Source organism: Methanobacterium bryantii (genome assembly GCF_002287175.1).
Taxonomy (GTDB): Archaea; Methanobacteriota; Methanobacteria; order Methanobacteriales; family Methanobacteriaceae; genus Methanobacterium_D; species Methanobacterium_D bryantii.
The window spans coordinates 377,682-401,459 of record NZ_LMVM01000001.1 but is presented as its reverse complement, the minus strand read 5'-3'; the positions used below and the strand labels follow the sequence as shown (position 1 = coordinate 401,459).

At 33.1% G+C, this 23,778-nt stretch carries 27 protein-coding genes; 9 read left to right on the top strand and 18 right to left on the bottom strand.

Annotation, left to right across the window (positions count from 1 at the left end; translation table 11 throughout):
- Positions 1-172: 172 nt before the first annotated feature.
- Genes dapA through ASJ80_RS01930 form a run of 5 tightly spaced genes read right to left on the bottom strand, consistent with a single transcriptional unit; the run spans position 173 to position 3,707 of the window.
- Positions 173-1,066, bottom strand: coding sequence for a 4-hydroxy-tetrahydrodipicolinate synthase (gene dapA, locus ASJ80_RS01950; protein ID WP_069583602.1), 894 nt, complete (start codon positions 1,064-1,066; stop codon positions 173-175).
- Positions 1,063-2,283, bottom strand: a complete 1,221-nt coding sequence (locus ASJ80_RS01945; protein WP_069583601.1) for an aspartate kinase — start codon at positions 2,281-2,283, stop codon at positions 1,063-1,065. The genes dapA and ASJ80_RS01945 overlap by 4 nt, the downstream gene beginning before the upstream one ends.
- Positions 2,284-2,321: 38 nt before the next feature.
- Positions 2,322-2,513 carry a 30S ribosomal protein S17e gene (locus ASJ80_RS01940; RefSeq protein ID WP_048080698.1) on the bottom strand — a complete coding sequence of 64 codons (192 nt, stop codon included), beginning with the start codon at positions 2,511-2,513 and terminating at the stop codon, positions 2,322-2,324.
- Positions 2,506-2,805 carry a chorismate mutase gene (locus tag ASJ80_RS01935; protein ID WP_069583600.1) on the bottom strand — a complete coding sequence of 100 codons (300 nt, stop codon included), beginning with the start codon at positions 2,803-2,805 and terminating at the stop codon, positions 2,506-2,508. Before ASJ80_RS01935 ends, ASJ80_RS01940 begins: the two co-directional genes overlap by 8 nt.
- Before the next feature lie 35 nt (positions 2,806-2,840).
- Positions 2,841-3,707, bottom strand: a complete 867-nt coding sequence (locus ASJ80_RS01930) for a shikimate kinase (RefSeq protein WP_069583599.1) — start codon at positions 3,705-3,707, stop codon at positions 2,841-2,843.
- 430 nt (positions 3,708-4,137) lie between these two features.
- Between ASJ80_RS01930 and ASJ80_RS01925 the strand changes: the two genes are divergently transcribed.
- The 4 genes from ASJ80_RS01925 to moaC all read left to right on the top strand — a co-directional run bounded on the left by ASJ80_RS01925 (position 4,138) and on the right by moaC (position 7,309).
- Positions 4,138-4,401 carry an MJ0307 family thioredoxin gene (locus ASJ80_RS01925; protein WP_069583598.1) on the top strand — a complete coding sequence of 88 codons (264 nt, stop codon included), beginning with the start codon at positions 4,138-4,140 and terminating at the stop codon, positions 4,399-4,401.
- 64 nt (positions 4,402-4,465) lie between these two features.
- The gene (gene cbiD, locus ASJ80_RS01920) at positions 4,466-5,524 is read left to right on the top strand and encodes a cobalt-precorrin-5B (C(1))-methyltransferase CbiD (protein WP_069583597.1); all 1,059 of its coding nucleotides are present in this window, start codon (positions 4,466-4,468) and stop codon (positions 5,522-5,524) included.
- Between the two features lie 198 nt (positions 5,525-5,722).
- Positions 5,723-6,793 carry a glycosyltransferase family 4 protein gene (locus tag ASJ80_RS01915; protein WP_069583596.1) on the top strand — a complete coding sequence of 357 codons (1,071 nt, stop codon included), beginning with the start codon at positions 5,723-5,725 and terminating at the stop codon, positions 6,791-6,793.
- A 42-nt stretch (positions 6,794-6,835) separates the two neighbouring features.
- Positions 6,836-7,309, top strand: coding sequence for a cyclic pyranopterin monophosphate synthase MoaC (gene moaC / locus ASJ80_RS01910; protein WP_069583595.1), 474 nt, complete (start codon positions 6,836-6,838; stop codon positions 7,307-7,309).
- Between the two features lie 20 nt (positions 7,310-7,329).
- Here the strand turns inward: moaC and ASJ80_RS01905 are convergent, their stop codons facing one another.
- A complete protein-coding gene (locus ASJ80_RS01905; RefSeq protein ID WP_083240939.1) occupies positions 7,330-7,683 on the bottom strand; it encodes a DUF5518 domain-containing protein in 354 nt (117 codons plus the stop codon).
- Positions 7,684-8,107: 424 nt separating this feature from the next.
- A complete protein-coding gene (locus tag ASJ80_RS01900) occupies positions 8,108-8,446 on the bottom strand; it encodes a rhodanese-like domain-containing protein (protein ID WP_069583593.1) in 339 nt (112 codons plus the stop codon).
- Between the two features lie 189 nt (positions 8,447-8,635).
- Between ASJ80_RS01900 and ASJ80_RS01895 the strand changes: the two genes are divergently transcribed.
- Positions 8,636-10,729, top strand: a complete 2,094-nt coding sequence (locus ASJ80_RS01895; RefSeq protein ID WP_176720235.1) for a DEAD/DEAH box helicase — start codon at positions 8,636-8,638, stop codon at positions 10,727-10,729.
- A 48-nt stretch (positions 10,730-10,777) separates the two neighbouring features.
- Complete coding sequence (locus ASJ80_RS01890) at positions 10,778-11,314, top strand: DUF2115 domain-containing protein (RefSeq protein WP_069583591.1); 537 nt, start codon at positions 10,778-10,780, stop codon at positions 11,312-11,314.
- Between the two features lie 15 nt (positions 11,315-11,329).
- On the opposite strand, the gene ASJ80_RS01885 is transcribed toward ASJ80_RS01890, so the two are convergent.
- Genes ASJ80_RS01885 through ASJ80_RS01865 form a run of 5 tightly spaced genes read right to left on the bottom strand, consistent with a single transcriptional unit; the run spans position 11,330 to position 15,019 of the window.
- Complete coding sequence (locus ASJ80_RS01885) at positions 11,330-11,926, bottom strand: 4Fe-4S single cluster domain-containing protein (protein WP_069583590.1); 597 nt, start codon at positions 11,924-11,926, stop codon at positions 11,330-11,332.
- Entirely contained in the window at positions 11,926-12,666 is a 741-nt protein-coding gene (locus ASJ80_RS01880; protein ID WP_069583589.1) for a ComEA family DNA-binding protein, read from the bottom strand. Before ASJ80_RS01880 ends, ASJ80_RS01885 begins: the two co-directional genes overlap by 1 nt.
- Before the next feature lies 1 nt (position 12,667).
- Positions 12,668-12,880, bottom strand: coding sequence for a DUF2997 domain-containing protein (locus tag ASJ80_RS01875; RefSeq protein ID WP_048080710.1), 213 nt, complete (start codon positions 12,878-12,880; stop codon positions 12,668-12,670).
- Between the two features lie 4 nt (positions 12,881-12,884).
- Positions 12,885-13,367, bottom strand: a complete 483-nt coding sequence (locus ASJ80_RS01870) for a hypothetical protein (RefSeq protein ID WP_069583588.1) — start codon at positions 13,365-13,367, stop codon at positions 12,885-12,887.
- Between the two features lie 11 nt (positions 13,368-13,378).
- The gene (locus tag ASJ80_RS01865; protein ID WP_069583587.1) at positions 13,379-15,019 is read right to left on the bottom strand and encodes an AAA family ATPase; all 1,641 of its coding nucleotides are present in this window, start codon (positions 15,017-15,019) and stop codon (positions 13,379-13,381) included.
- 239 nt (positions 15,020-15,258) lie between these two features.
- On the opposite strand from ASJ80_RS01865, the gene ASJ80_RS01860 reads away from it, so the two are divergent.
- Positions 15,259-15,792 (top strand): DUF2115 domain-containing protein, encoded by a 534-nt coding sequence (locus ASJ80_RS01860; protein WP_069583586.1) that lies wholly within the window; start codon positions 15,259-15,261, stop codon positions 15,790-15,792.
- A gap of 1,188 nt (positions 15,793-16,980) precedes the next feature.
- Here the strand turns inward: ASJ80_RS01860 and ASJ80_RS01855 are convergent.
- On the bottom strand, positions 16,981-17,328 hold the full coding sequence (locus ASJ80_RS01855) for a HepT-like ribonuclease domain-containing protein (RefSeq protein WP_095651927.1): 348 nt from the start codon (positions 17,326-17,328) through the stop codon (positions 16,981-16,983).
- Positions 17,321-17,617, bottom strand: a complete 297-nt coding sequence (locus ASJ80_RS01850) for a nucleotidyltransferase family protein (protein ID WP_245837426.1) — start codon at positions 17,615-17,617, stop codon at positions 17,321-17,323. Before ASJ80_RS01850 ends, ASJ80_RS01855 begins: the two co-directional genes overlap by 8 nt.
- Before the next feature lie 790 nt (positions 17,618-18,407).
- Here ASJ80_RS01850 and ASJ80_RS01845 point away from each other — a divergent pair.
- Positions 18,408-18,920, top strand: a complete 513-nt coding sequence (locus tag ASJ80_RS01845; protein WP_069583584.1) for a hypothetical protein — start codon at positions 18,408-18,410, stop codon at positions 18,918-18,920.
- 147 nt (positions 18,921-19,067) lie between these two features.
- On the opposite strand, the gene ASJ80_RS01840 is transcribed toward ASJ80_RS01845, so the two are convergent.
- Complete coding sequence (locus tag ASJ80_RS01840; RefSeq protein WP_069583583.1) at positions 19,068-20,261, bottom strand: AAA family ATPase; 1,194 nt, start codon at positions 20,259-20,261, stop codon at positions 19,068-19,070.
- A 647-nt stretch (positions 20,262-20,908) separates the two neighbouring features.
- The gene (locus ASJ80_RS16770) at positions 20,909-21,073 is read right to left on the bottom strand and encodes a hypothetical protein (RefSeq protein WP_176720234.1); all 165 of its coding nucleotides are present in this window, start codon (positions 21,071-21,073) and stop codon (positions 20,909-20,911) included.
- A gap of 344 nt (positions 21,074-21,417) precedes the next feature.
- Between ASJ80_RS16770 and ASJ80_RS01835 the strand changes: the two genes are divergently transcribed.
- A complete protein-coding gene (locus ASJ80_RS01835; RefSeq protein WP_069583582.1) occupies positions 21,418-22,428 on the top strand; it encodes a S1 family peptidase in 1,011 nt (336 codons plus the stop codon).
- 34 nt (positions 22,429-22,462) lie between these two features.
- Here ASJ80_RS01835 and ASJ80_RS01830 read toward each other — a convergent pair whose 3' ends face one another.
- Together ASJ80_RS01830 and ASJ80_RS01825 are read right to left on the bottom strand one after the other, a co-directional pair.
- Entirely contained in the window at positions 22,463-22,849 is a 387-nt protein-coding gene (locus ASJ80_RS01830; RefSeq protein ID WP_069583581.1) for a DUF488 domain-containing protein, read from the bottom strand.
- A 107-nt stretch (positions 22,850-22,956) separates the two neighbouring features.
- Positions 22,957-23,571: a hypothetical protein gene (locus ASJ80_RS01825; RefSeq protein WP_069583580.1), complete on the bottom strand. Its 615-nt coding sequence runs from the start codon at positions 23,569-23,571 to the stop codon at positions 22,957-22,959.
- Positions 23,572-23,778 lie beyond the last annotated feature (207 nt).

The window sequence follows — 23,778 nt, the reverse complement described above, 5'->3', positions numbered from 1 at the left end:
TGATTTCGACCTAAAATTTGCTATTTCTGGCATAAAATCTTTGATTTTTACCAACTTCCCCATAAAAAATTATAAAAAAGCCCGAAAAACCTGCAAAAACATAGTTTTTGAGGGAATTCTCGAGCGGTATAAAAATTAAATAATAGTTTTAGCAAATGTGCTAAATAATAATTTAAATTAAATCAAGGTTTTTAAGCACTTCTTTTAATTTAGCCTTGTTTTCCTCATTAATAGGTGCAAGAGGCATTCTTACATTACCTGCCGGCCTTCCCATCATACTTAAAGCTGTTTTTGCTGGGACTGGATTTGTCTCAATGAATAAAACTTTCATGAGATCATAAAGTTCGTAATGGGATTCAGATGCAGATTCAAAGTCCCCTTCCAATGCATAATTAACCAGCTGGCTCATACGTGCTGGATCAACATTTGCAACAACACTTATCACTCCTTTTGCACCCAAAGCTATCATAGGAAGTGTAAGATCATCATTTCCAGATAGAACTGCGAATTTATCAGTTTTACCTATTTCATCAATTTTTTTAATTATTTGAGATACTTTATCCAGGTCAGGGTTTGCTTCTTTAATAGCAGCAATGTTGTCAAGTTCTGCAACTTTTCCTATAGTTTCAACGTCTATATCTGTACCTGTTCTTGAAGGTACATTGTAAACTATTATAGGAATATTTGTAGATTCTGAAAGTAATTTATAATGCTCATAAAGGCCATTTTGCTGCGGTTTATTGTAATAAGGTGTTATAACCAGTGCTCCATCTGCACCTATATCTTCAGCATGTTTAACAAGTCCAAGAGCTTCCTTGGATGAATTACTACCCGCACCGGCGATAGTCGTAACTTTACCATCAGCTTCATCAATTAAAATATCTAACAGCTTTCTGTGCTCATCGTGAGATATTGTAGCTGATTCACCAGTTGTTCCTGCAGCTAATATCCCATTAACGCCGTTTTCTATCAAATAATTTATGTTTTCACGAATTCCTTCTTCATCTATTTCATCGTTTTTCGTGTATGGAGTCACCATAGCCACGGTCGTACCTTCAAATTTCATTTTAAGACACCTTTTACAAGTTCATAAGCCTTATTACCATCATCCCAATCCACAAAAAGAACAACAGAAGTCTGACTTGAAGAAATTTCAACAATATTTATTTTACTTTTTTGTAAAGGTTCAGTTATTTCTGCTATTACTCCAGGAGTGTCTATAAAATCCTGACTTGCAACAGTTATCATTGCAATTTCTCTTCCCAGAGAAAGAGAACTTAAATCATCAGTTGTTACAACAACTTCATGGAGAACTTCATGAGCACGGTCTGAATCAGATTTATTAACGAATACAGTTATGGAATTTTGACCTGTAGAAATTCCATAGATGTTAATTTTATGTTTTGCAAGAGTATCTGTGATTTTTGACAAAATTCCAGATTTTGTTAAAATCTCTTCCCCAACAACAGCAATAACAGATATAGGTTCGTTGTTTATGGTTGCACATTTGAGTAATTCATTATTAGAAGGACCTATAATTTCTGTCCCAGGAGTAGATAAGTCTCCTTTCTCATATCCAATTATTTTAGCATCTATTTTTGGATCTTTGTATTTTAGAGCATGGGGGTGCAATACCTGTGCTCCATGAGTTGCAAGATCCCTCATTTCTTCAACAGAAATTTTATCAAGCTTTTTAGCCGAGAGAAGTTTATTCGGATCGGTAGACATTACTCCATCAACATCAGTTACAATGATAACTTCTTCAGCTTTGAGGCAGTGCCCAAGCAAAAATGCAGTTATGTCACTTCCTCCTCGTCCTAAAGTTGTGATGTTCCCTGATTCATTTTTTCCAAGGTATCCACAGACTACAGGAATTATTCCTTCGTCTATCATTTCTTTAATCTTGCTTGATTTGTCTTCTGTTACTTCAAAGTTAATTTTTGCACTTAAAAAATTGTTATCAGTAATTACGGGCCAAGCATCTGCATATGGATCTACATATTCGGATTTAACACCTAAAGATTCAATAGTTGATGAAAATATTCTAACACTGGTCATTTCTCCCATTGAAACAACTTCAGCAAGCTGTTTGTCTGTTATAGATTTTCCCATAGCAGTATCTACAATTTTTAAAAACTCATCTGTCGTTTTATTTATTGCAGATACAACAACTACTACCTTTTTACCTTTCATGTATTCATTTACAACTGATTGCGCTGCTTTTTTAATCCGTTCACCATTACCAACGGATGTTCCTCCGAACTTGGCCACTATAATTCCCATTAACTGTCACACCTGAAATCTATTGATATCTATAAGATCTATTGAGGTCCTTGTTTTACTAGTCTAGTTACATATCCTGCAATTTTATTTCTAAGATGTTTTGTACTTACAGTAGAAAATTCTTCTACTAACTTTTTATTTTCATCAAAATCTGTGGTAAATTTACCCTCATATGTTTCTACTAATTCTTTTGCAGTTCTTTTTACGAATGATGTTCTTATGTTACCCATTAGTATTCCTCCTAAGTATTTTTTCTTGTTCTTTTTTGTTTAATTCCATCAAAATATTCATTATTTTATTGATGAAGTCTCCATCTATTTCTTTGGAGATCTTTTTAATTTTATCTTGAATATAATCTTCTCTTTTTTTATCTTCTATTGGAATGCCCAAAGCTAGTTTTGCACTCGCAATATCTTTGGCAAGAGATGTTCTTTTTTCTATTAAATATATTAGTTCTTCATCTATTTTATCGATTGCGACTCTAGATTCTTGAAGAACTTTTAAAGCTTCTGCCTTATCCACTTTTTCACCTTAATTTGTTTAAAAAAGGAGACTTATTAACTCAGAATTTCCTTCGTGCCTTCATTATCAACTTCAGTATGTATAATGTTACCTTCATAAGAGCTCCATGAGTCTAAAACATTATCTAAAGCTTTATCATCAGTTACAGCCACAAATGAAGGCCCTGTACCTGATAATCCGGCCGCAATTGCACCTGCACTTAATGCATCAAGGGCAATGTTAGGATTAAATTCAAGAGCTGCACAATATAAAAGTCCATTTAAAGTTAGAGCCTTATATATATCACCTTTTAAAGCCTGGTCAAATGCAAGCTTGACATAAGGTGAGAGAAGTTTCATCTTCAAAATATCAGATTGTGCAGTAAGTGATTTTTTATCTGGCATATATATTAATATATTTTGCTCTTCCATGTCTTGCTTTTTCAAAATTTTTCGGTTCATGTTGTCGGTTACAGTTAATCCTCCAAAAAAGGAAGCACTTGCATCGTCGAATGCACCAGTAATAGTAACACCCGCCTCTAACGAAGCATCTATAGCTAAATTTAATACATCCACATCAGACATATAACAATCAGGACCATATTCTTTTGATAAAGCTGAAACTGTAGCCAGAACAACTGCATTTGAAGTTGCACTGCTGCTTGAAAGTCCAGATGCAACTGGAAGATCAGAATATATTTTAACTTTAACTCCAGTATCAATATCAAATTTATGGAGAACGCTTTTAACACATAGCTCCATTAAACTTGTGTCTACATCTTTATCTGACTTACATATTATATTTGATGATTTTAATTCCACTTCTGCAGTTACATAGCGTCTAATACCAAATGCAGAACCACAACCAGTGGCTATAGCATTTATAACTGTTGCAGAACCTGGCGATTTAACAATTGTTTTCAATATATCACCTTTAGGTGTTATCATTATTTAAACTAAATAAGAAGATTATGATATGTACTTTTATAACTCCTGATATTTAAATAAAATAGACATTACCCTTTTAAAATCATAATTTCATGACAATTCCATTTTAAATCTAATTTGTATGGTAAAAATATAAAGCAGAAACAGAATTTAAGGATAAATGATGAAAAAATAAATCAGTAATATGCTGAATAACTTTACCGCGCCCCCAAATTTAACTAGTTTAGAAAAATTAAGACTATCACTTAAAAGATACACTTCAACATGTTTTTATCTGCAGTAACTTGCGGGTTAAATTTAAATCTTAAAAAACCCAAATAGATATTTTATTAAAATAGAAATGCTAAAAATATTGAATAAAATGAACAATGTTAAAATAAAAATCTTATATAATGGAGGTTAAATAATGGCTGTTAAAGTAGAAGTATTTACATCTCCTTCATGCCCATACTGTCCTATGGCCATAGAAGTTGTTGACGCAGTAAAAAAAGAAATGCAAGACGATATAGAAGTTGAAAAAATTGATATAATGCAAAATCGTGAAAAAGCAATAGAATATGGTTTAATGGCAGTTCCAGCCGTTGCTATAAACGGTACTGTGAAATTTGTAGGAGCTCCTGAAAAAGACGAGCTAGAAAAAGCTATTAAAGAAGAATTACAAGCAAGCTAATTTTAGAAAAATGGAAATCCACAGTGTGCATCTCATTAATAAGTCCAGAGATACAGGGGAATTAATGAAAAATAATAAAAATTCCTCTTACGGGATTACAACAGGGAGCGCTGCAACTGCTGCTGCTGTTGCAGCACTTTTAACTGTAAATGGAAATATTACGCCACAGATAGATATTGAAACTCCTTTTGGAATACTTAAAATTGATATAAATTGTTCAAGAAAAATTAGTTCTAATTCTGGAATGGCATGTGTAGTTAAAATGCCATACAACGACCCTGATGTCACCACAAACCTTAAAATATGTGCTGACGTGAAGATAACTGAAGATAGTGAAATAAAAATTAAAGGCGGGGAAGGTGTTGGTAAAGTAACCAAACCAGGTTTACAGATCCCAGTTGGAGAACATGCTATAAATCCTGTTCCAAGACAAATGATAGAAACTAATCTCCAAAAGATGCTCCCTAAAGGAAAAGGGGCAGAAGTTATAATATTTGTCCCAAAAGGAGAAGAAATTGCAAAAAGAACCATGAATTCTCGTCTTGGTATAACCAGAGGTATTTCAATTCTTGGAACGACTGGTATCGCAAGGCCTATGTCTTCTAAAGCTTATAAAGAATCTTTAGCCTGCCAAATTGATGTTGCAGTGGCTGAAGGATATGAAGATCTTATCTTCGTGCCGGGTAACATTGGAGAACGCCTTGCAGTTAAAATTTTAGATGCTCCTAAAGACAAAATAGTCCAGATGAGTAATTTTGTAGGTTACATGTTAGACAAAGCTGAAGAAAAAGGCATCAGCAAAATTATGTTATTTGGACACGCAGGTAAACTCATTAAAATCGCTGCAGGTATTTTTAACACTAAAAATAGTGTTGCAGATGGAAGAAGAGAAATAATAGCAGCATACTGCGGACTTTTAGGTGCAGACAAAAAGCTAATAGAGGCTATTTTTAAATCTAAGACTACAGAAGACATGATAACTATTCTTGATAAAGAAAACATGACCTTCCCTATTTTTGAACTCATAGGTAAATCTATAAAAGAGAAATGTCAGGAAAGATATAACATAGATTTTGACATAATTATCGTTACAATGAACGGCAGGATTTTAAACAAACAATAACTGCTTGTATAGTCATGTGCAAAAATTAGACCATCTATCCAAATGAAACGGTGAAATAATTGAATTTAATCAATTTAAAATCATTATGCCTAACTTTCAAATATTGTAAGTTTAATTAATTACGCTCCTGACTATAAAATCAATAATTAAATAAATTTATAATTTTTACAATGATATAATTAATTTAAGGTGAACATAATGAAGATATGTATGTTAGGTCATTTTCCACCTCATTTAGGAGGTATTTCTTCATATAGCTATCTTTTATCCAGAGAACTGGTAAATCGAGGTGATAAAGTATGTGTACTCACATATCCCCATGAAAATATTTCTGATATTGAAGGCATTCCTGTTTTTACAGCCCAAACTGTAAACATTAAGGGTATACGAGGATTTTTATTTTCAATATCTGCCACTTTTAAGCTTTTGAGCATGATTAGAAAATATAAAATTGATCTTATACACGCCCATTATGTTATGCCTCCAGGATTAATAGCAGTTATTTGCAGTATGTTTTCAGGGACTAAAACAGCGATTACTATACACGGCTCAGATATATTTGTCCTGGCACGTAAACCCCTGTTAAAATCAATGATTAAATTTATTTTAAAAAGATCAGATTATGTATTCGTTGTAAGTGATTCGCTCAAAGAAAATGTCCTTAAGTTAGGCATCGAAGGGCTTGATGATAAACTATCAATCACCTACAATTCAGTAGATGTTGAAAGATTTAGACCAGATCAGATAAGTACATTTAAAAAAGAAATACATATAAACCCACAAAAGCCAGTTGTGCTTTTTGTTGGTAATTTAGTGTGGCAAAAGGGTGTTGAATATCTTATACGAGCAAAAGAATTCCTCAATGTAGACGCAGAAATAGTGATTGTTGGAGACGGACCCCTGCTTGAGGAACTCAAGGGCATTGTAGAATTCGAAAAAATGGAAGGAATTACTTTTACGGGAGCAAGGAATGATATTGAAAATATAATGCCTTCAGCAGATGTTGTAGTGGTGCCTTCGGTATCTGAAAGTTTTGGTATTGTGATTTTAGAGGCCATGGCATCTGGTAAACCAGTAGTTGCAACTAAAGTTGGAGGAATTCCAGAAGTTGTAAATAAAAAGATTGGAATACTTGTAAATCCCGAAGACCCTGTAGGACTTGCAGAAGCAGTTAATAAAATACTGCATGATAAAGAACTTAAAGAGAACATGGGAAAAAATGCAAGGGAACAGGTAATGAAATATTCAAGTATTGAAATTCCATATTGATTAACACTCATAAATTTAATAATTCACTAGGAGCTGACTTAAATGGAAGAAAAATCATTTACACACCTTTCTAAAAAAGGTGTTCACATGGTAGAAGTATCAGATAAACCTGTTGTAAAACGAACTGCTGTAGCACAGGGTAAAATCTACTTAAATGCAGAAACAATTCAACTTATAGAAAAAGAAGAAATTAAAAAAGGTAATGTCATTACTACAGCCCAAATTGCAGCTATTGGGGCTGTGAAATCAACACACCACCTGATTCCTCTGTGCCATTCCCTTAAAATCACAGGTGTCGATGTAAAATTCGATGTAAAACCCCAATTTATACAGGCCGAAGTCAGTGTAACTTCCCTGGGAAAAACTGGTGTTGAAATGGAAGCTTTAACTGGTACAAGCGTGGCACTTTTAACAGTATGGGACATGGTAAAAAGTGTTGAAAAAGATTCTGAAGGCCAGTATCCTTCCACTAAAATTTCAGATATAATTGTAGTTAAAAAAGAGAAAAAAGGGTAAATTTATCCTTTAATTTATTTTTATCCTTTTATTGCTCCACCTATAGCTCCGCCGATTCCCATAAGAACTAGAGACTGGATTATTGCAACTATAACAACTACTAATCCAACTGCAGCGCCTGCTAAAAGTCCTGCAATGCCTGCAAATAGTGTTCCTCCAATTACAATCAGTATGGCTGCGATTATTCCGCCAAATGCACCTGCCACAGCCGCGTTCCACGCGCCGTTTAAGGCTCCATCTCCCACCATCAAACCAACAATCAGTCCAGCTATGAACAATCCAAAGTAATTTCCACCATAGAACAATCCACCAAATAGCCAGGACAATATTATGGATAGAACAAATCCTATAACTATTGCTCCCCAATTTACCATCAGATACCTCCTTTAGATACAGAGTGATATATACTAATTTATTTTTAATTTTTAATAAACTTTTCCTTTTAAATGCCATAACTGGTTGAATTAAGATTAAAATAAGTACTGTAGAAAATAATAGCTTTATTTAACTGATTTACTCAGTTAATAAATTAAATAGCCATATTATTTAAAAAATAAGTTTTGAAAAATAAGTATATGCTCTTAAAATAAATTATAAAGGATTTATCCAATTCTAAATATACAGATAATAATTATTTTATCTTGTTTCTGTTTCAAATATTTAACAAAGTTTACTTATAATTTGAAACATATTTATAATGTTAAATATAATTTTGATCCTGATTTGGCTAATAAAAAACGGGTTAATTCGTCAAAAAACAAAATTTCATTTAGATGTATGTCATCTCTAGCTTAAAACTTATTCTGTTTCACCTACAAGGGGAAGTTTACTTATTTTCCAGGCCACAAATCCTCCCAGTATATTATAAGCTTCATTAAATCCAGATTCTTTCATTTTACCCATAAAATATTCGCCTCTAGCACCGCTTTTGCAATATATGATATAATTCTTATTTTTATCCAGCTTTTCTGCCTTTTCCTGGAAATGATGTCCATGATAATCCAGATTTTCTGCTCCAGGGACATGTTCTTTTTCAAATTCATCCTCAGGTCGGATATCCAGAATAGTTATTTCATTACCTTTCTCTTCCATTAATTTAAATGCTGCTTTCGGAGTTATGGTTTGAAATCGAGGCATGATAAACACTCACAATGATCTTTAGTATGAATATATACCTAATCACTATTATTTTTTTCTAGTTATACTGAAATTTTATGGCCAAAAAAGGTAGAATTAATAGTTTTTAACTTATTGGAGATATATAACTCAATTATTAAATAAGCATCAAAGGTATAATATAAAAAGCAGAATGCACTATTAATTTTTATGGAAAAAGTAGATCAGAAAATCAGAGATATAATCAGTGATTGCTATCCAAAGATTAAAGAACTAAATCCTGCGCAAAAAGCAGTTTTAGATTCAGGATTACTTGAAAATAAATCTAATTATATAATAGCAATTCCAACTGCAAGTGGAAAAACACTTCTTGGAGTAATTGCTGCATTAAATACAATTTTAAATGGTGGAAAGGTAGTATACGCCGCACCGCTTATATCCATACAGAATGAAAAACTGGCAGAATTCAAGAAGTTTGAAAAATTTGGCATAAATGTAGGGAAACACCCCAAATCTTCAGACCTCTCAGTTATGGTCTTTGAATCATTTGATGCTATCACCCGTTTTTCCTGGAACAATTTAAGAGAAATGGATCTTCTGATTATTGACGAGTTTCACATGATTGGTGAATACTCAAGGGGCCCCACAATTGAATGTGCACTGACACGATCAAAAATTATCAATCCATCCCTAAGGATCATTGCACTTTCAGCAACTCTCAAGAATATGGACGAGCTTGCAAGCTGGTTGGATGCAGAGATTGTGGAGCATGATTACAGGCCAGTTCCACTTTATAAGGATGTCCTCATAACTGAGGAGCTTGGGGTTAAAAATAAAAATGATGTTGTTTTAAAAGTTTTAAACGAATCCATTGAAGATTCATCTCAGATCCTTGTTTTTGTATCTACAAGACGGTTTACAGAAGCTCTTGCAAATTTTATCTCAGGTAAAGTGAAAAAGAAAATTCCAAGGGATAAAAAACTTGCATTTAGAGCCGTAGCTCAAAAAATACTGGACGTGCCAAGGAAAAGAGGGTCACGCCCAACTTCAGTGTGTTTAAAACTTGCAGAATGCATTGAAAATGGAATAGCATTCCACCACGCAGGCCTTTTTGACAAGCAGAGAGAAATAATTGAAAATGAGTTTAGAGCAGGAAATCTTTACATGATAACCGCTACTCCAAGTCTCATGTACGGAGTAAACCTCCCCTCTAAAAATGTTATAATAAGAGATTACACACGCTGGACATCAAGAGGTCCTCAAAGTATCCCTGTATTTGATTACGAGCAGATGTCAGGCCGTGCAGGTCGGCCAGGGTATGATACTGAAGGATATTCATATTTAGTAGCCAAAAGCATGGATGAAGGTTATAATTTAAAAGATCATTACGTATACGGAGAAATAGAGCTTACATCTTCTAAACTCATAGAAAATAAAGACGCTGTTTTCAGACAGATAATAGCACAGATAGCATCTTCACTTGCCAGAACCCCACAAGAAATAACTGAATTCTTCAGCAAAACGTTCTACGGCCATCAAATGAACTGCAATGATTTCTTTGGTGCCCTTGCAGTAGATACAATGGAATACGAAATAAACAGTGCACTTGAGTTCCTGATTCAAAATGGGATAATCCAGCTTACTCCTGAAGGGCTTAAAACAACTGATTTTGGAAATTTAATTGCAAGAAGCAATTATACTGTTGAAACTGCAGTGAGACTTAAAGAATACGCTAAAAGAGCTTCAGATCTTGATGTCTATCAACTTATCTATGATATTTCAAGGACTCCAGATATGCCCAAAATCTCATTTAAAAGCCGTAAAAGCAAGGAACCAGTAATGGACAAGCTGAATGAATATGGAATATTTGCCTGCGATATCAGCAACGATGAAGCTACAACTGCCGCCCTTTTAGAGTGGATAAATGAGAGAAGTGAGTATGGAATCGAAAATGCGTTTAATGTGTACGCTGCAACCACAAGAAGGGCTGCTTATGAAGCTTCCAGGATGGTTAAGTTCTTTAAAGAGATTTGTCATGTTTTAGATAATTATTCCTACTCCAGCGACCTCGATAAATTATCTGCACGTCTTTACTATGGAGTCCGCGAAGATATCATTCCACTTGTTGTAAGTGTTAAAAGGCTGGGGCGAAAACGTGCCCGTGCGCTTGTAGATGCGTTCGGAAGCGATTTAAGTTATGTATCAGAGAAAGAACTGGTTAAAATAGAAGGAATAGGGCCTAAAACTGCAGAGTCTATAATGAATAAGTTTGGTAAAGACCAGTTTGCAAAATTTAAACCCTAAATCCTATTTATTTTAAATAATTTAAAAATCAATGTACTGGTACTTAAAATGGTAAACAAGCTGGAAAACCTTGATTTTACAGGCAAAATAACAGTAGAAGAACTCTTACTTGTTCTTAAAAAAGAAGCTTCAGATATCTCTGTAACAGATATTATGACTGCCTATTCTTATTTAGTAGCTGAAGGAAAATATGTGCAGGGAAATTACAGGGAAGAATATTTAAGGGCATATGTAAAAGGGTTTATTCTACGGTTAAAGGAAATAAAAAATAATCAAAATAAATTTAAAGACACTGTAAATACCTGCGAACTTAAAGAAGCAGTGGAACTCTTGAATGAACAGGAGCAGATGCTGCTTAAAATAAGGTCAAAAGAATCCCATTTTTTTAAGATATACAAAATTATATCTATCTACACCACATTTGTCCTTGATGAGCCAATACATATAGTCGGAACACCATTCCCCGGCGGGTTTAAAGTTAAATATGAAAATGGAACATATTTTTGCCCTGTAAAAGATAAACAAAATGATAATCCGGGAGCTGTTTGCGGATTCTGCATTGCCGAGCAGGACGAAGACGTGTGAAAAGGATTAAATAAGTTAGACTATCCCCTTAAAGATATCTTCTAATTTAGAAAAATTAGTCATTCCATTCACCAATATGCTGCCATCTTCCTGAATTCTAACTTCAATACGGTTAGACACATCTGATATTCCATATTTAAGATGAAGATAACGTGAAGTAAGGAAATGATACCTCTGATTACATGAACCTACCCATAAATTAGTTGGATCAGGCCCTCCTGAAATATATGGGCCATCAATTAGCAGGTCAGTGACTGATAACAAGTCCTGCCAGCCAGGATCAGCGGAATTTTGGATATTTTCCAGAGTGTACCCGGTAAATGTAACTACAGATAACCCTTCTTCTTGAACTATATGGCCCAAAGAAGCTAAAGATTCTGCCTGGTCAAATGGTTCCCCTCCACTAAATGTTATACCTTCAATATTAGGTATATTTAAAATTTTTTGGACTAATTCTTCTACTTTAACCTTTTCTCCGCCGCTTGTGGGCCATGATTCAGGTACTGCACAATCAGGGCATTGAATAGAACATCCTTGAACCCAGATGCACGCTCTATTTCCCGGTCCTTCCACTTTAGTTTCAGGTAAAAATCTTCGAATTCTTATAAACATTAATAATCCACCAGACGGCCTGATGTTGAAGTCTCTGATTCTTCATTATCTGGAAATTCACCAGAAATAACTATTAATGGCCTAACTCTTTCAATTATATGAGGTTTAAGTCCTAAAATCTCACCAAATTCATCTACAGATTTAAATGGACTTGATTGACGTGTTTCAACAACCTTTTTGGCTAGTATAGGTCCAACTCCAGGAAGATCAGCAATTACTTCTTCAGGATCATTGTTGATGTCAACAGGTTTTGACTGTACTTCTACATCTTTTACATCTTCTTTTTTAATCCCGCTGTTCATTGAAGATCTTTTAAATGGATTTTGAAATTTACTTTTTTCTTCATTTCCATAAGCATATTCCATGGCATATTTTCTTTTTAAATATTCATCATCTCTAATAGGTTCACTTATGGCTTCTAACCTTAATAAATATTCATTACGCACCCATAATGCATGGATCATGGAAATTATCCATAAGCCAAAGAAATAAAAAATTTGTAGATCCATGATCCAGCTATCTTCTGGTACCATTATTGAATAATCTGCTGTTGGACCTATTAACATGGCTGTTATAGCCGAGCTAGAGTATATCAATCCCCATAAAATCCATTTTCTTTGCTTTGTCCTAAATCCAATATAAAAAAATGACACCCAGCTCAAAAATCCAAATGCTAATGTCCATAAAATCCATAAAGAATGTGTTAATTCCCATAATGTACCTTTTGATGTATCAGCCATTTTACCGCTCCCTAATTCTCTGTTCTTGTTTTTCAGTTATTTTCACTGTTTCAGTTTCGTGAAATTCAGGAGTATAATTAGAATCAACAGCCTCAGCTTCCAAAAGTTCTTCCAGGATGTGGATATATTCTGTACATCTTTTCCCTTTTATTCCCTGAATCTCTGTTTGGATCGTACCGTCTGGAAAAATCTGGATCTTAATTTTCTTGGTCATATTTTTACTCCTGTAAAGCAAACGTAAGCACAATTGAATTGTCTTCTTTTACTTCTTCTGATTCAAGTTGGAGATTATGTCCACTAGCATTTTTTAAAAGATTCTGATAGACTTTTTCCTGGACCAATTTAGTGTATTCACCATTTATATCTGAAATAAATTCTTTAGCTTTCTCTAGTGAAATATCACCAAGGAATACAGCATTGAATACCTCATTTTCATCCTTTTCAAACATGATTCTTACTTTATCCAACTCTGTTTCCAGATCATCTCCAATTAATACATTTTTACAGCCATAAATTTTCAAAGTCTCTTCTAATAATTTTGTATCTTTAATTCTAGTCCCTAGGGTAAAATAACCAGAGGATTCTCGATTTTTTTCATTTCTCAATGTCCTTGCTAATTCTTTATTATTTTCATTTCTAGTTTTTATTGCCCCTGCTACGGCTGCAATTGCAATAGGCATAAGTACAATTTCCACGCTCATATTAACCCTCTTTAAACATCTATACTTCGGCCACCGCGGGTGATATTTACATCACCACCCATATCCGCGGTTTCATTCTGATATCCTTTACTATCTTCTTTAGATGTAGCTGCAACTGCACGTACATTTGCCCATTCACGGATCCTCATAATTTCTTCTTCCTGTGTTTTAGAAAGAGGAACTGTACTAATAATCGCCTTTTCAAAATCATGCAAATTAATACTCCTATCTTCTGAAAACGCGTCAAATAGTGCAGATATAACCACCTGTTCAATTTCTGAACCCGAATAGCCTTCAGTAAGATCAGCTAAATGATATAACAACTCATCACTTAATTCAAAGTCACCTACAACATTCTGATCTATAAGACGTTTTTTGATATGAATTTGGAATATGTTTACTCTTTCTTTATGCGTAGGCATATCTACAAAAAATATTTCATCAAACCTACCTTTTCTGAGGAATTCAGGAGGAAGTAATCGAATATTATTAGCAGTAGCAGCGACAAAAACCGGTTTAGTTTTTTCCTGCATCCACGTAAGAAATGTTCCAAAAACTCTCTCGGATGTTCCTCCATCACCGCCGCCGATACCCCCAAAAGCCTTTTCTATTTCGTCAATCCACAATATGCATGGAGATATAGTTTCAGCAATTTTAATGGCTTCTCTCATATTCTTTTCACTACTGCCCACAACTCCACTGAACACCTTACCTATATCCAAGCGTAAAAATGGTAACTGCCACATAGAACTAATAGCTTTCACGATTAAACTTTTACCACAGCCAGGAACTCCCGTAATTAAAACTCCCCTTGGTGCGGATATGCCGTAACGCTTTGCTGAATCAAACCACGATTTATTACGTTTTTTAAGCCATGTTTTGAGATTTTCCAATCCCCCAACGTCACTCATTTCAAGATCTGTACTGATAAATTCCAGAATTTCAGTTTTTTTGATTATCTGACGTTTTTCTTCAATAACCACATCCAAATCTTCAATATTAAGACAGCCATCTTCCACCATAGAACGTGCAAATGCATTTTCAGCTTCTTCTAATGTTAAACCAAGGGATGCTCTTGCTAAGCATTCCTTTTCATGTGGATCAAGATCTACAGTTATCCTGTTATTTCTTTTATTTGTTTCAATCATTTCTTCAATTAAACTTATAATTTCATCAAAGGATGGAAGCTCAAAATCAACAATAGTTATTTCCTTCTGTAGATCATCAGGTAATATTAATGATGGAGATACAAAAATGACATTTTTAGGGTTCAAACTTCTTTTAAGAGCTGAGGATACGTCCCTAATCTTACGAATAACATGAATGTCCGGAGCAGTTCCTGAACGACCAAAATAAATATGGAAATCTATAAGTACAAATATAGCAGGCTCTTCATACTTTTCAATAAAGTCAAGAACCTCTATTGGATCTTTTATTACCTTTTTCGTTAATGATTCACCAGTAGAAAGTCCGGTGGTGATTTTCCATGTGAATAACTTCCTTTTTGTTTTAATTAAAGAATCATCATCAATTACTGAACTTATTATAGATAATAAACGATCTTCTTCCCAAGTAGCTATATACAAATAAGGAAATCTGGCTTTAAGTAGATTACAAAGAGATATTTTAAACTCATTTGAATATGATTCCATGTTTATGCCCCCTTAACACTTAAATCATTTTATAACATTACCTTAAATATATTATTATTTGTATTATACTCAAAAACAAAGAATAACCCCCGAACTGTTTGCGGGTTCTGTATTGCTGAGCAGGGCAAAAATATGTAACTACAGGATTCATCATTACAGAAAGAAACCATTTTTTAACTTTTATATAATAAGTTAAACAAAAACAGGTTTAAAATTTATAAAAATTAGGGTATTATTATATGGTTGAAACAATTGAAGAACTCGATTTTTCCAGGAAGATATCAAAAAATGAACTTTTAGGTGTTTTAAAACAGGAAGCATCACGAATTCACATGCACGACATAATGCTTGCCTCTGCTTATATTCAGGAAGATGCTAAATACATGCATGCAGGGTACAGAGAAGAGTTCATTGAAAATTTCACAAAAGCATTCATAAACCGTTTCAAAGATATCCGGGAAGATAAAGGAAACTATGAAGGACATATTAACAATAAAAAGTTTCAAGAATTTCTGGAAGTGCTCAACAAACAGATAAAAGGATCTAAACTTAGATCAGAACTTTATTTTCTACGTTTAGCAAAAATTGTTTCTATTTATACGACTTTTATTTTAGAGGCATCGATTCACCCTGTTGGAACTTCATTTCCTGGAGGATTCAAGCTTAAATTTGAAAACGGCGTGTATTTATGTCCTGTAAAAGATAAACAAATGAATACGCCGGGTGCTCTCTGCAGGTTCTGCGTTTCAAAGCAGGACAAGAGTGTAGAATAAATATTGATCTAATTGTTATTTTATAGCTATAAATCATGATTTAATTTAACGCTCATGTTCATGTGTACACTTCATGCTTTATATTAAATTATAATATCAATTAATTATTATGAAATTATATTTGGAAGTGTAATTAACCATATAACTCATAAAAATTCAAAGTAACATCGGCACAACCATTTAGACATGAGTGTAATTTAAAAATAAGCTAAATCTGGATAATGGTGAGAGAACTCTCAAAACTCCCACCATCTCCTCATTACCAGATTCTAAAAGAGAAATGATGAGAGAAACATCTCTAAAAACTCTCATCATATCTCAACTGACTACCCCTACCTTCAACTTGATAGCAACGATTTAACGGATAATCAAACCATTATAATTCAATTTTGAATATGTCAACAAAGCGGAGGCATCCCCTCACTCAATTACAGCAGGTTTGATTTCCCCATTGCATTTTGTGATATATACTGGAACATATCCAGTACAAGCTAGAACTGGTAGTTAAACTTTCATTTTACCAGTGTGTTAATCATAATACTGTGCTAATTAGTATTATAGTTGTCATGCTTATTAAATGTTACGGATGATTAACCCATTTTTTAAGTTAATAAGGTTAACTAGATAATCTTACATTATAAAAGTACAAAAATTGTATTAAAAAATTATAAATTTTTAATATAAATTTTTATTAGAAGATCAAAATGGTTTTAGAGCAATTTTATCCTAAAAGAACAGGCTTTTTATAAGAATACAGCAATATAACTGTAAAACTTTGAAGTAAATTTAAAAAGAAATGAATTGAGTAAATTAAGGGCACATTAAACCTAACACTTCCTAATTTATAAGAAGCATCATAATTTCTTATTTATATATGTTTTAAATGATTCAAAAAATTTATAATTGGATTAATCAGCCTATTCTTGCCAAGTTTCTAGTAATCAGAGTCTAGATCTAGGCTAGAGACAACAAAATAGCGATACTTGAAAATGGATTCATAAATAAAGAATCCGTTAAAAAATAGTTTTAGTTTATTATTTTCTATTTCTATTAAAAGTTCACGATTAAATTACTAACTGGTAGAATTTACTTAAAGCAAAAAATTTGATTATTTCCCAACAGCTTCAATGGTTTTTAAAAATTTTTGCATCATAAACAGGTTTAATACCATAAAAACTTTTTTTCAAATTATAATAAATCATTAAACAGGTTTAATGCATTAAGTACAGTTATTTTAAGTTCAGGAAGTCTATTCATTAAAACTTCATAAACAATATCTAAATCAACACTAAAATAACGATGAATAAGTTTATCCCGCATCCCAGCGATCTCTTTCCATTCAATTTGAGAATTATCAGCTTTGAAATTATTGGATAAGTTTTTCACAGCCTCTCCAATTATTTCAAGGCTCCTTACACTAGCTCTTTGGATAACCGGGTCACTTAAAAGCTCTTTGCTGCTGTTTATTGGGAATACTTCTTCCAAAAATTCAATTTCGTCTAGAATATGTCTTAAAAAGATTTGATCCCTATTCACACCAGACAACCTCTTTTTCAACAATTGGGCGTAAATAAGGATTTAAAGATTTTTGAGTAACTAAATCAACTTTCCTATCGAAAAGATTTTCTAAATAATCAATTAATCCCATAAAATTATGCAGTGTAGGTTCCTCAAACTCTACAAGGATATCTATGTCGCTTTCTTCATTTTCCTCATGCCGAACATAGGAACCAAATAGACCAATCCTTTTAACATGAAACTTCTCTTTAATTTCATTTTCATGTTTTTTAAGGACATTAAAAACATTCATACCGTCGCCGTCCATATATGTATATTTCTAAATCATTGTTTAAATTTTATTTGATGTTACTTAATATTTAATTATTACACTAGAAAAAGAAATGAAATTAGAAATCACTGCACTCCACATCATTCCAAACCACCTTTTTTCAAAAAAAAACCCTCAAAATCTCTGATTTTGGGGCACCAAAATTCTACGAATTTTGAGTGCATGGACCAAAAAATCCTCGCTTCGCTGCGGAGAAAAGCGAACAATCTTAAAAATCACTGCACTCCACATCATTCAGGACCGTCGAAAACTGTCAAAATTTTCAATTTTGACGCCTGAGGAAATGTAATTTCCTCTGCCCCGAACATGAAATGTTCGAGGGCATCGAAAATCTCTGATTTTCGAATGCTTTGTTTTCGGGTCTCAAAAATCTATGATTTTTGAAGACCAGCATTTTCTTTTCATCTTCATTAATAACAACAAGCAGTTTCTCATCCAACCTTATTAGTTCTGCTAGTGGTTTTCCATCTAATTAAAGCCCTAATTTTCTTATTTTCCAGCTATGTGCTGCTAGCCAAGTTTCTATATCGCTGGTTATTCCCATCTTAGAATATTTTTATTTAATTGAAGAATTTTCTTTATAGTTGATTAAAAGCGGCATCTTTTTCCCCTCCAAATATTTTTGTATTCTTAATTTTTCCTCTAAATTTTACCTAATAGTAATGTAAGTCCTTACTTATAAATATTTCCCTATATAATAGGTATTTAAACGAAATAGTAATGTTCATACGGTATAAAACGATATATTACGCTGCTGGTGGGTAAATTGTCATCTCAGATTATCACAAACATAACAAACCAAAAACAACTGGAAAAAATAGGAAGATATTTTAAAAAAGATATAATTACAGTATCTTCAGAACCTCCAAAAGAAAATAAGACCTTTTTAAACATAAAAAACTACCAGTTAACTGATAACTATGAAGATTCAATTAAAATAATGAATCATATCTTTCAGGAAAATGACATAAAAAATGTAATTATAAATTCAAATTTGTTTGGTACATATCTGCATGCATTTATTTCTGGTTTTAACAAGTTACCTTTAATTTATATCTGTAAAAATGGTAAAATTGAGCCCATAATTGTTAATCCAACTATGCTAAGTGAAACTAAAATAAAAATACTTGAATATATCAATAAAAATCCGGGATCTAAGGCTTCTGAGATATTTAAAGGTGTTGGAATTACCGCTGGAAGTTCTCAAGGTTACAGGCAGATAAATTCCCTCAAATCTTTAGAGTTAATTGAAGAAAATAAAAATGGTTATAGTCACTGAATTAAGTAAAATTTACTTAAAGCAAAAAATTTGATCAGTAATGAACATTACAAACAAATTGATTATCAAAATTAAATTTATTTTATATTTTTAAGATTTTCTTATCTATATTACATCTTCATAAAGATATAATGACTTTATTTAACCTCAAGGAGGATAATACCCGTCAACTTCCTTCTTATGCTTGATCCACCCTTCTAACATCCGGTCGGCTATCTCATACTTTGATCCACTGCCAAAGGCAACTATACCCTTATTCTTTAAAATATCCAGATACTTCGTAAAGGTCATCCGTGAAAATTCAACCGATTTTTCAAGTTCGCTCCAGCTTTGAGGTCCATTTTGAGCTAAAGATATCAGTATATCCTTTTCTTTCTCGTTAAGCGTTCCCCATATCTTTATCCACATCACGGTGATCTGGTCCATTTTCTGAAAGAACGTCTCTTTGATAGTCTCTGAATTGTAAATTTCCCCTGAAGACATAGTATTGCAGAAACTGTTTATAATTGCAGGCACGCCTCTTGTACATTCATAAAACCGTTCCAAACCGTCTTCTGTAAAATTAATTTCAGGCACCCTTTCTTTAAGGTACCCCTCAGTTTCTTCCCTGGTGAAAGGGTCGATATTGACCTGTATCATCCTGCCCCCGAAGGCACCGTTCCCGCCGTTTATCATTTCAACGATTTCGCTTGTCTTAGAAATTGAGCCTGTGAATATATAACTGACATTGTCCTGGTCTTGAGTGTAACTTCTAATCAACCAGAAGAATGAATTAGGGTTTTCTAACTCGCCCAAAAGCTGGAACTCATCTACAACAATGACAAAACCCTTAATCTCCCCTTCTGACGCGTCAACTACTTTTTGTGGAAATTCCATTACAAAATGGCTCAGCTTTTCATAATTATCACTGGTTTCAGGCACCGCTATGCCTAAAATATTTCCAGCTTCTTTAAAGTCGTATTTTTTCAGGGACATTTTAACTAAAAAATCTTTTATGGTATGATATATTCCATTTAAAGAGTTCTTTTCGTATCCTTTTAAAGCGTTGTTCATGGAATTCAGCAAGCCATGCATTATCAATTCTTCATTGATCTTTCCCCTCTGGTTCCCGTATACTTTAGAAATGTCAATATACGTAACCAGGATGTTATCCGGCAGTTCTTTCAACAGTTTTTTCAGAAGATATGTTTTCCCCACACCTCTAAGCCCAGTAACAAGTATCTGATCAGATATATCTTCATTAAGGGCATTTAAATGGTTTTTAAGTTTTTTTAAATCCTTTTCTCTGTTGTAAAAATATTTATCTAAATCATTTGGAATACTTAAAGGCAGGAGCGGCATAGAATCACCTCTACTTGTATATTTTACTATACTCAATATAATATTTAATATTATTATATTTAGTATAATTTGTTATACTAAATACAATCTTGATTACAATTACGGATGAGTATACTTTACTATACTAAGTATAATTTTATTACAATTAGGGACAGGTATACTCCACTATACCAAATACAATTTTTATTGTAACGCTCATGTTCACAAAAACTTCGGTTTTTGTGACCGTAAAAATCGCAGCTGACAAATACTTCGTATTTGTCGCCTGCAAAACCCTTAAAATTCGAAGAATTTTCGACGGCTTGCAAAATTTCTAATTTTGCGCATGCGAAAGCTTTGCTTTCGATGCACCAAACACTACGTGTTTGAGTGCTCCAAAAAAACCTTCGGTTTTTTGAGAGATTTTTACATGTCCCTGATCCTGTGCATGAGTTATACTTCACGTTAAATTGTAATTTTTAATTGATTATAGGAAATTTATCTTAAAAAAATACGATTTACTTAACCAGACACACGAGTGAAGCGATATTATTTACACAACATTCTGGGCATGAGCGTATTGTAATTATAATTGGCATAATCTGAAATACAGCTAAAAATAGATTCTTGCAGTTCATTTGTTATAAAAAGACTATAAAATGTAATTATCATAAAATTAATAAAATTCCATTAAAATTCAGGTTTAAGTTACCAGCACGTCTTAATCTCATTACATTTTCCAGCAATTCATTCAAGCTCTTCAAAATTAAACAAATCCATGGATTTTCATCTTCAAAGGGCAGATGGCCCAAATCTTTCATTTCAATTATCATTCCAACCCAAAATAAATTAACTAAAATCCTTGTCACTGAAAATTAAAACCTGTTTTACTTTAATTATTTAATAAAACAAGCCCTAAATACATTCATTGTAATTAAAACAAAATGTTTATATAAAACTTCAAACCGAATAAAATTATCTTGAAATAGAACAGTTTAAAAATGATCATCATGATACACATGCATTATACCAATTTGAAGGCTTTAACTAATTTTAAAATCTGCAAAACCGCTTCTTTTCAGGATTAATTACCAAAAAACAAGATATATTGTATATTATTCCAATTATACAAATATTTAAGATATTGTCGAACAATCAATCCCCAAGAGGTGGAAACATGATTCTCCCTGAATCAAAAAACAAATTATTAAATCTATTTAAAACATTTTTACTGATCATTATTGTTATCGGGTTTTCAGGAATTGGATGTGCGCAAGCAGTTGCTGGAAGCTCTTTAAACACTGCAAATATTGCAAGTACAACTGTCAGCGTTGAACAGGGATTTTCAGGCACAGTTACAATTAAAGACCCTATGTTTAATGTAACATCAAATGTAACAGTCAACTACCAGCCCTACAGCTACGGGTCAGGTTTTATTATAAATAAAAACGGCTATATTGTAACTGCATTTCACGTTTTAAGTGATTCCAGGGCATTAGAAAGTAAAAACCAGCTTAAACAAATGAATTCTAGTGATATAAAGTGGTATGTTGAAGAGGCAGGTTTATTGTACTATTTAAAAAATAAAAATCCAATACTTGCTTACCAGTTGTTTAAAAATGTGCCCAAAACTCAAACTGACCGCAGGAAAGCCTTAGAACGTGCTACAGATGATTTCATTAAAAAAGGACGGATATCTTCAAACTCGTATAGAAGTGAGATTTATGTCAAAGGAAACGCATTACACAACATCAATACCAGTAATTCACTAAAAGCCAGTTTGATAGGTTCTGGAAATACCGCAAATGGTGAGGATATAGCACTTCTAAAAGTAAATACCAGTGGTGTGAATCTGCCCATGTCGGGTATTAGTTTAAACCACAAAATGAATGAAAAAGTTGTCATACACGGCTATCCTGTAAATAAAAAAAACAGCACCCCATCCAGCTCATCCGGTAATTTAAAAGCAATGGCACCTAACCCAAAAGGCACTATTTACTACCTAACAAGTGCTATTACTGGCGAAGGTTACAGTGGAGGGCCTGTTGTTAACAGCCAGAACAAGGTGATAGGTGTCTTAGGTTATGGTATTTTTGATAAAAAATCTAAAAAGATTGCAGGCAGTCTTTTCCTATCCTCAAGTTACATCCAGAAAATATGTAAAAAATATGGAGTTACTTTAAATTAACTTCATTATTATTCTTTTTGAATCTAATTAAAAATCACCCCCCATGAAGCCTGCCCACAGACCTGCTGATTGTCCTGTATCCATTAAGTTTATCTTTCAAAACCGCTGCACAATTACATTCAGGGTCGTGTTCAAAATACAGTAAAGTAACGGTTCCATTTTCTTTTTCGAAGTTCCGGATAATAGAAATAAGCGTCTTCTTCTTTTGAAGTTCCATGCGGTATTCCTCTTTAAACCCTTCAAAATCTACAGAGTCCTCTGTGACCCATTTATCTGTATTTTTTGAGGGGGCAATTTCTTTAAGCCATAAATTTACCTTTGTATCTTCTTTTGATAACTCTTCAGGCCATCTATTATCCACCAGAATTCTAAATCCGTCTTCATCATCTGCAGGTTCGTAAATACTTTTAATCTTGAACATTTCATATCTCCAGCGTAAAAATATTTAGTCAGCACATGTGTTTATTATTAATTATAATTGGCTTGTTAATAACTTTACTATTTAAACACTGTTTAAAAGTGAGATATTTACCATGTGCATCTATCCAGGAAACATGCCGCTAAATCTCTTGTTTTAGGGCTTGAGCTGTCCAATTGTGCCTCAATGAACTTTGCTACCCTTTTTTTGTCATTAATCTCAGGATACATCTTTCTAAGTGCTTCTATAACATATGACTTGAGCAGCTCATTCTGCCTGCCCTGGTGAATGTTGTCAATATCTAAAAGCCTGTCGAGTATTTTTGATTGGAGTTCGGGCTTATTCAATGCTATTTTACTGGAATTAAGGGCCACGTGAGAAGCTGTCATGATCTTATCCCCTGCAAGAATTCCGTAGTAGTCCTCAAAAATATCTTCGAATTTATTTTCTTTATCTACCGCAGTAAGGTCTGCCAGAATATAAATAGCAATGTATTTATGGTAATTATTTTTGCTTAAGAGCATTTTATGGAAATAATCCCACTTTGGATAAAGAATTTCTGGTTTTTCAACACTTACGATCTGGAGTACATTAAAACTATTTGATCTAGTAGTGTTATCCTTAGATACAACCCCTTTAAGCAGTTCATGTAATAAAACTTTATCATTCATAGCTTTATCTGCTAATTTTTTGATATCTATATCTTTTTTATCTAAATCATACACTGTAAAACCCCTTTTCAACCTTTTAAATTTCAAATTTATTACTTATCTTTAATCATTTTGAACTTACTAATTGAAAGTCCTGTCTCTTTTTAGATCATAAAAAAAATACCCTATTAACGAGTAAAGTTTAATATAGTTATGATTTTTTTCATATTTATTTTCTCTAAAACCAAGCAAAAATTTATTCCAATTTTTAATAGTGTTTTA

What these genes read in the sequence shown, in the direction of transcription:
- dapA (WP_069583602.1), bottom strand. Translation starts at nt 1,066, where the DNA reads ATGAAATTTGAAGGTACGACCGTGGCTATGGTGACTCCATACACGAAA.
- ASJ80_RS01945 (WP_069583601.1), bottom strand. Translation starts at nt 2,283, where the DNA reads ATGGGAATTATAGTGGCCAAGTTCGGAGGAACATCCGTTGGTAATGGT.
- ASJ80_RS01940 (WP_048080698.1), bottom strand. Translation starts at nt 2,513, where the DNA reads ATGGGTAACATAAGAACATCATTCGTAAAAAGAACTGCAAAAGAATTA.
- ASJ80_RS01925 (WP_069583598.1), top strand. Translation starts at nt 4,138, where the DNA reads ATGGCTGTTAAAGTAGAAGTATTTACATCTCCTTCATGCCCATACTGT.
- cbiD (WP_069583597.1), top strand. Translation starts at nt 4,466, where the DNA reads ATGAAAAATAATAAAAATTCCTCTTACGGGATTACAACAGGGAGCGCT.
- ASJ80_RS01915 (WP_069583596.1), top strand. Translation starts at nt 5,723, where the DNA reads ATGAAGATATGTATGTTAGGTCATTTTCCACCTCATTTAGGAGGTATT.
- moaC (WP_069583595.1), top strand. Translation starts at nt 6,836, where the DNA reads ATGGAAGAAAAATCATTTACACACCTTTCTAAAAAAGGTGTTCACATG.
- ASJ80_RS01905 (WP_083240939.1), bottom strand. Translation starts at nt 7,683, where the DNA reads ATGGTAAATTGGGGAGCAATAGTTATAGGATTTGTTCTATCCATAATA.
- ASJ80_RS01900 (WP_069583593.1), bottom strand. Translation starts at nt 8,446, where the DNA reads ATGCCTCGATTTCAAACCATAACTCCGAAAGCAGCATTTAAATTAATG.
- ASJ80_RS01895 (WP_176720235.1), top strand. Translation starts at nt 8,636, where the DNA reads ATGGAAAAAGTAGATCAGAAAATCAGAGATATAATCAGTGATTGCTAT.
- ASJ80_RS01890 (WP_069583591.1), top strand. Translation starts at nt 10,778, where the DNA reads ATGGTAAACAAGCTGGAAAACCTTGATTTTACAGGCAAAATAACAGTA.
- ASJ80_RS01885 (WP_069583590.1), bottom strand. Translation starts at nt 11,926, where the DNA reads ATGTTTATAAGAATTCGAAGATTTTTACCTGAAACTAAAGTGGAAGGA.
- ASJ80_RS01880 (WP_069583589.1), bottom strand. Translation starts at nt 12,666, where the DNA reads ATGGCTGATACATCAAAAGGTACATTATGGGAATTAACACATTCTTTA.
- ASJ80_RS01875 (WP_048080710.1), bottom strand. Translation starts at nt 12,880, where the DNA reads ATGACCAAGAAAATTAAGATCCAGATTTTTCCAGACGGTACGATCCAA.
- ASJ80_RS01870 (WP_069583588.1), bottom strand. Translation starts at nt 13,367, where the DNA reads ATGAGCGTGGAAATTGTACTTATGCCTATTGCAATTGCAGCCGTAGCA.
- ASJ80_RS01865 (WP_069583587.1), bottom strand. Translation starts at nt 15,019, where the DNA reads ATGGAATCATATTCAAATGAGTTTAAAATATCTCTTTGTAATCTACTT.
- ASJ80_RS01860 (WP_069583586.1), top strand. Translation starts at nt 15,259, where the DNA reads ATGGTTGAAACAATTGAAGAACTCGATTTTTCCAGGAAGATATCAAAA.
- ASJ80_RS01850 (WP_245837426.1), bottom strand. Translation starts at nt 17,617, where the DNA reads ATGGACGGCGACGGTATGAATGTTTTTAATGTCCTTAAAAAACATGAA.
- ASJ80_RS01840 (WP_069583583.1), bottom strand. Translation starts at nt 20,261, where the DNA reads ATGCCGCTCCTGCCTTTAAGTATTCCAAATGATTTAGATAAATATTTT.
- ASJ80_RS16770 (WP_176720234.1), bottom strand. Translation starts at nt 21,073, where the DNA reads ATGATAATTGAAATGAAAGATTTGGGCCATCTGCCCTTTGAAGATGAA.
- ASJ80_RS01835 (WP_069583582.1), top strand. Translation starts at nt 21,418, where the DNA reads ATGATTCTCCCTGAATCAAAAAACAAATTATTAAATCTATTTAAAACA.
- ASJ80_RS01830 (WP_069583581.1), bottom strand. Translation starts at nt 22,849, where the DNA reads ATGTTCAAGATTAAAAGTATTTACGAACCTGCAGATGATGAAGACGGA.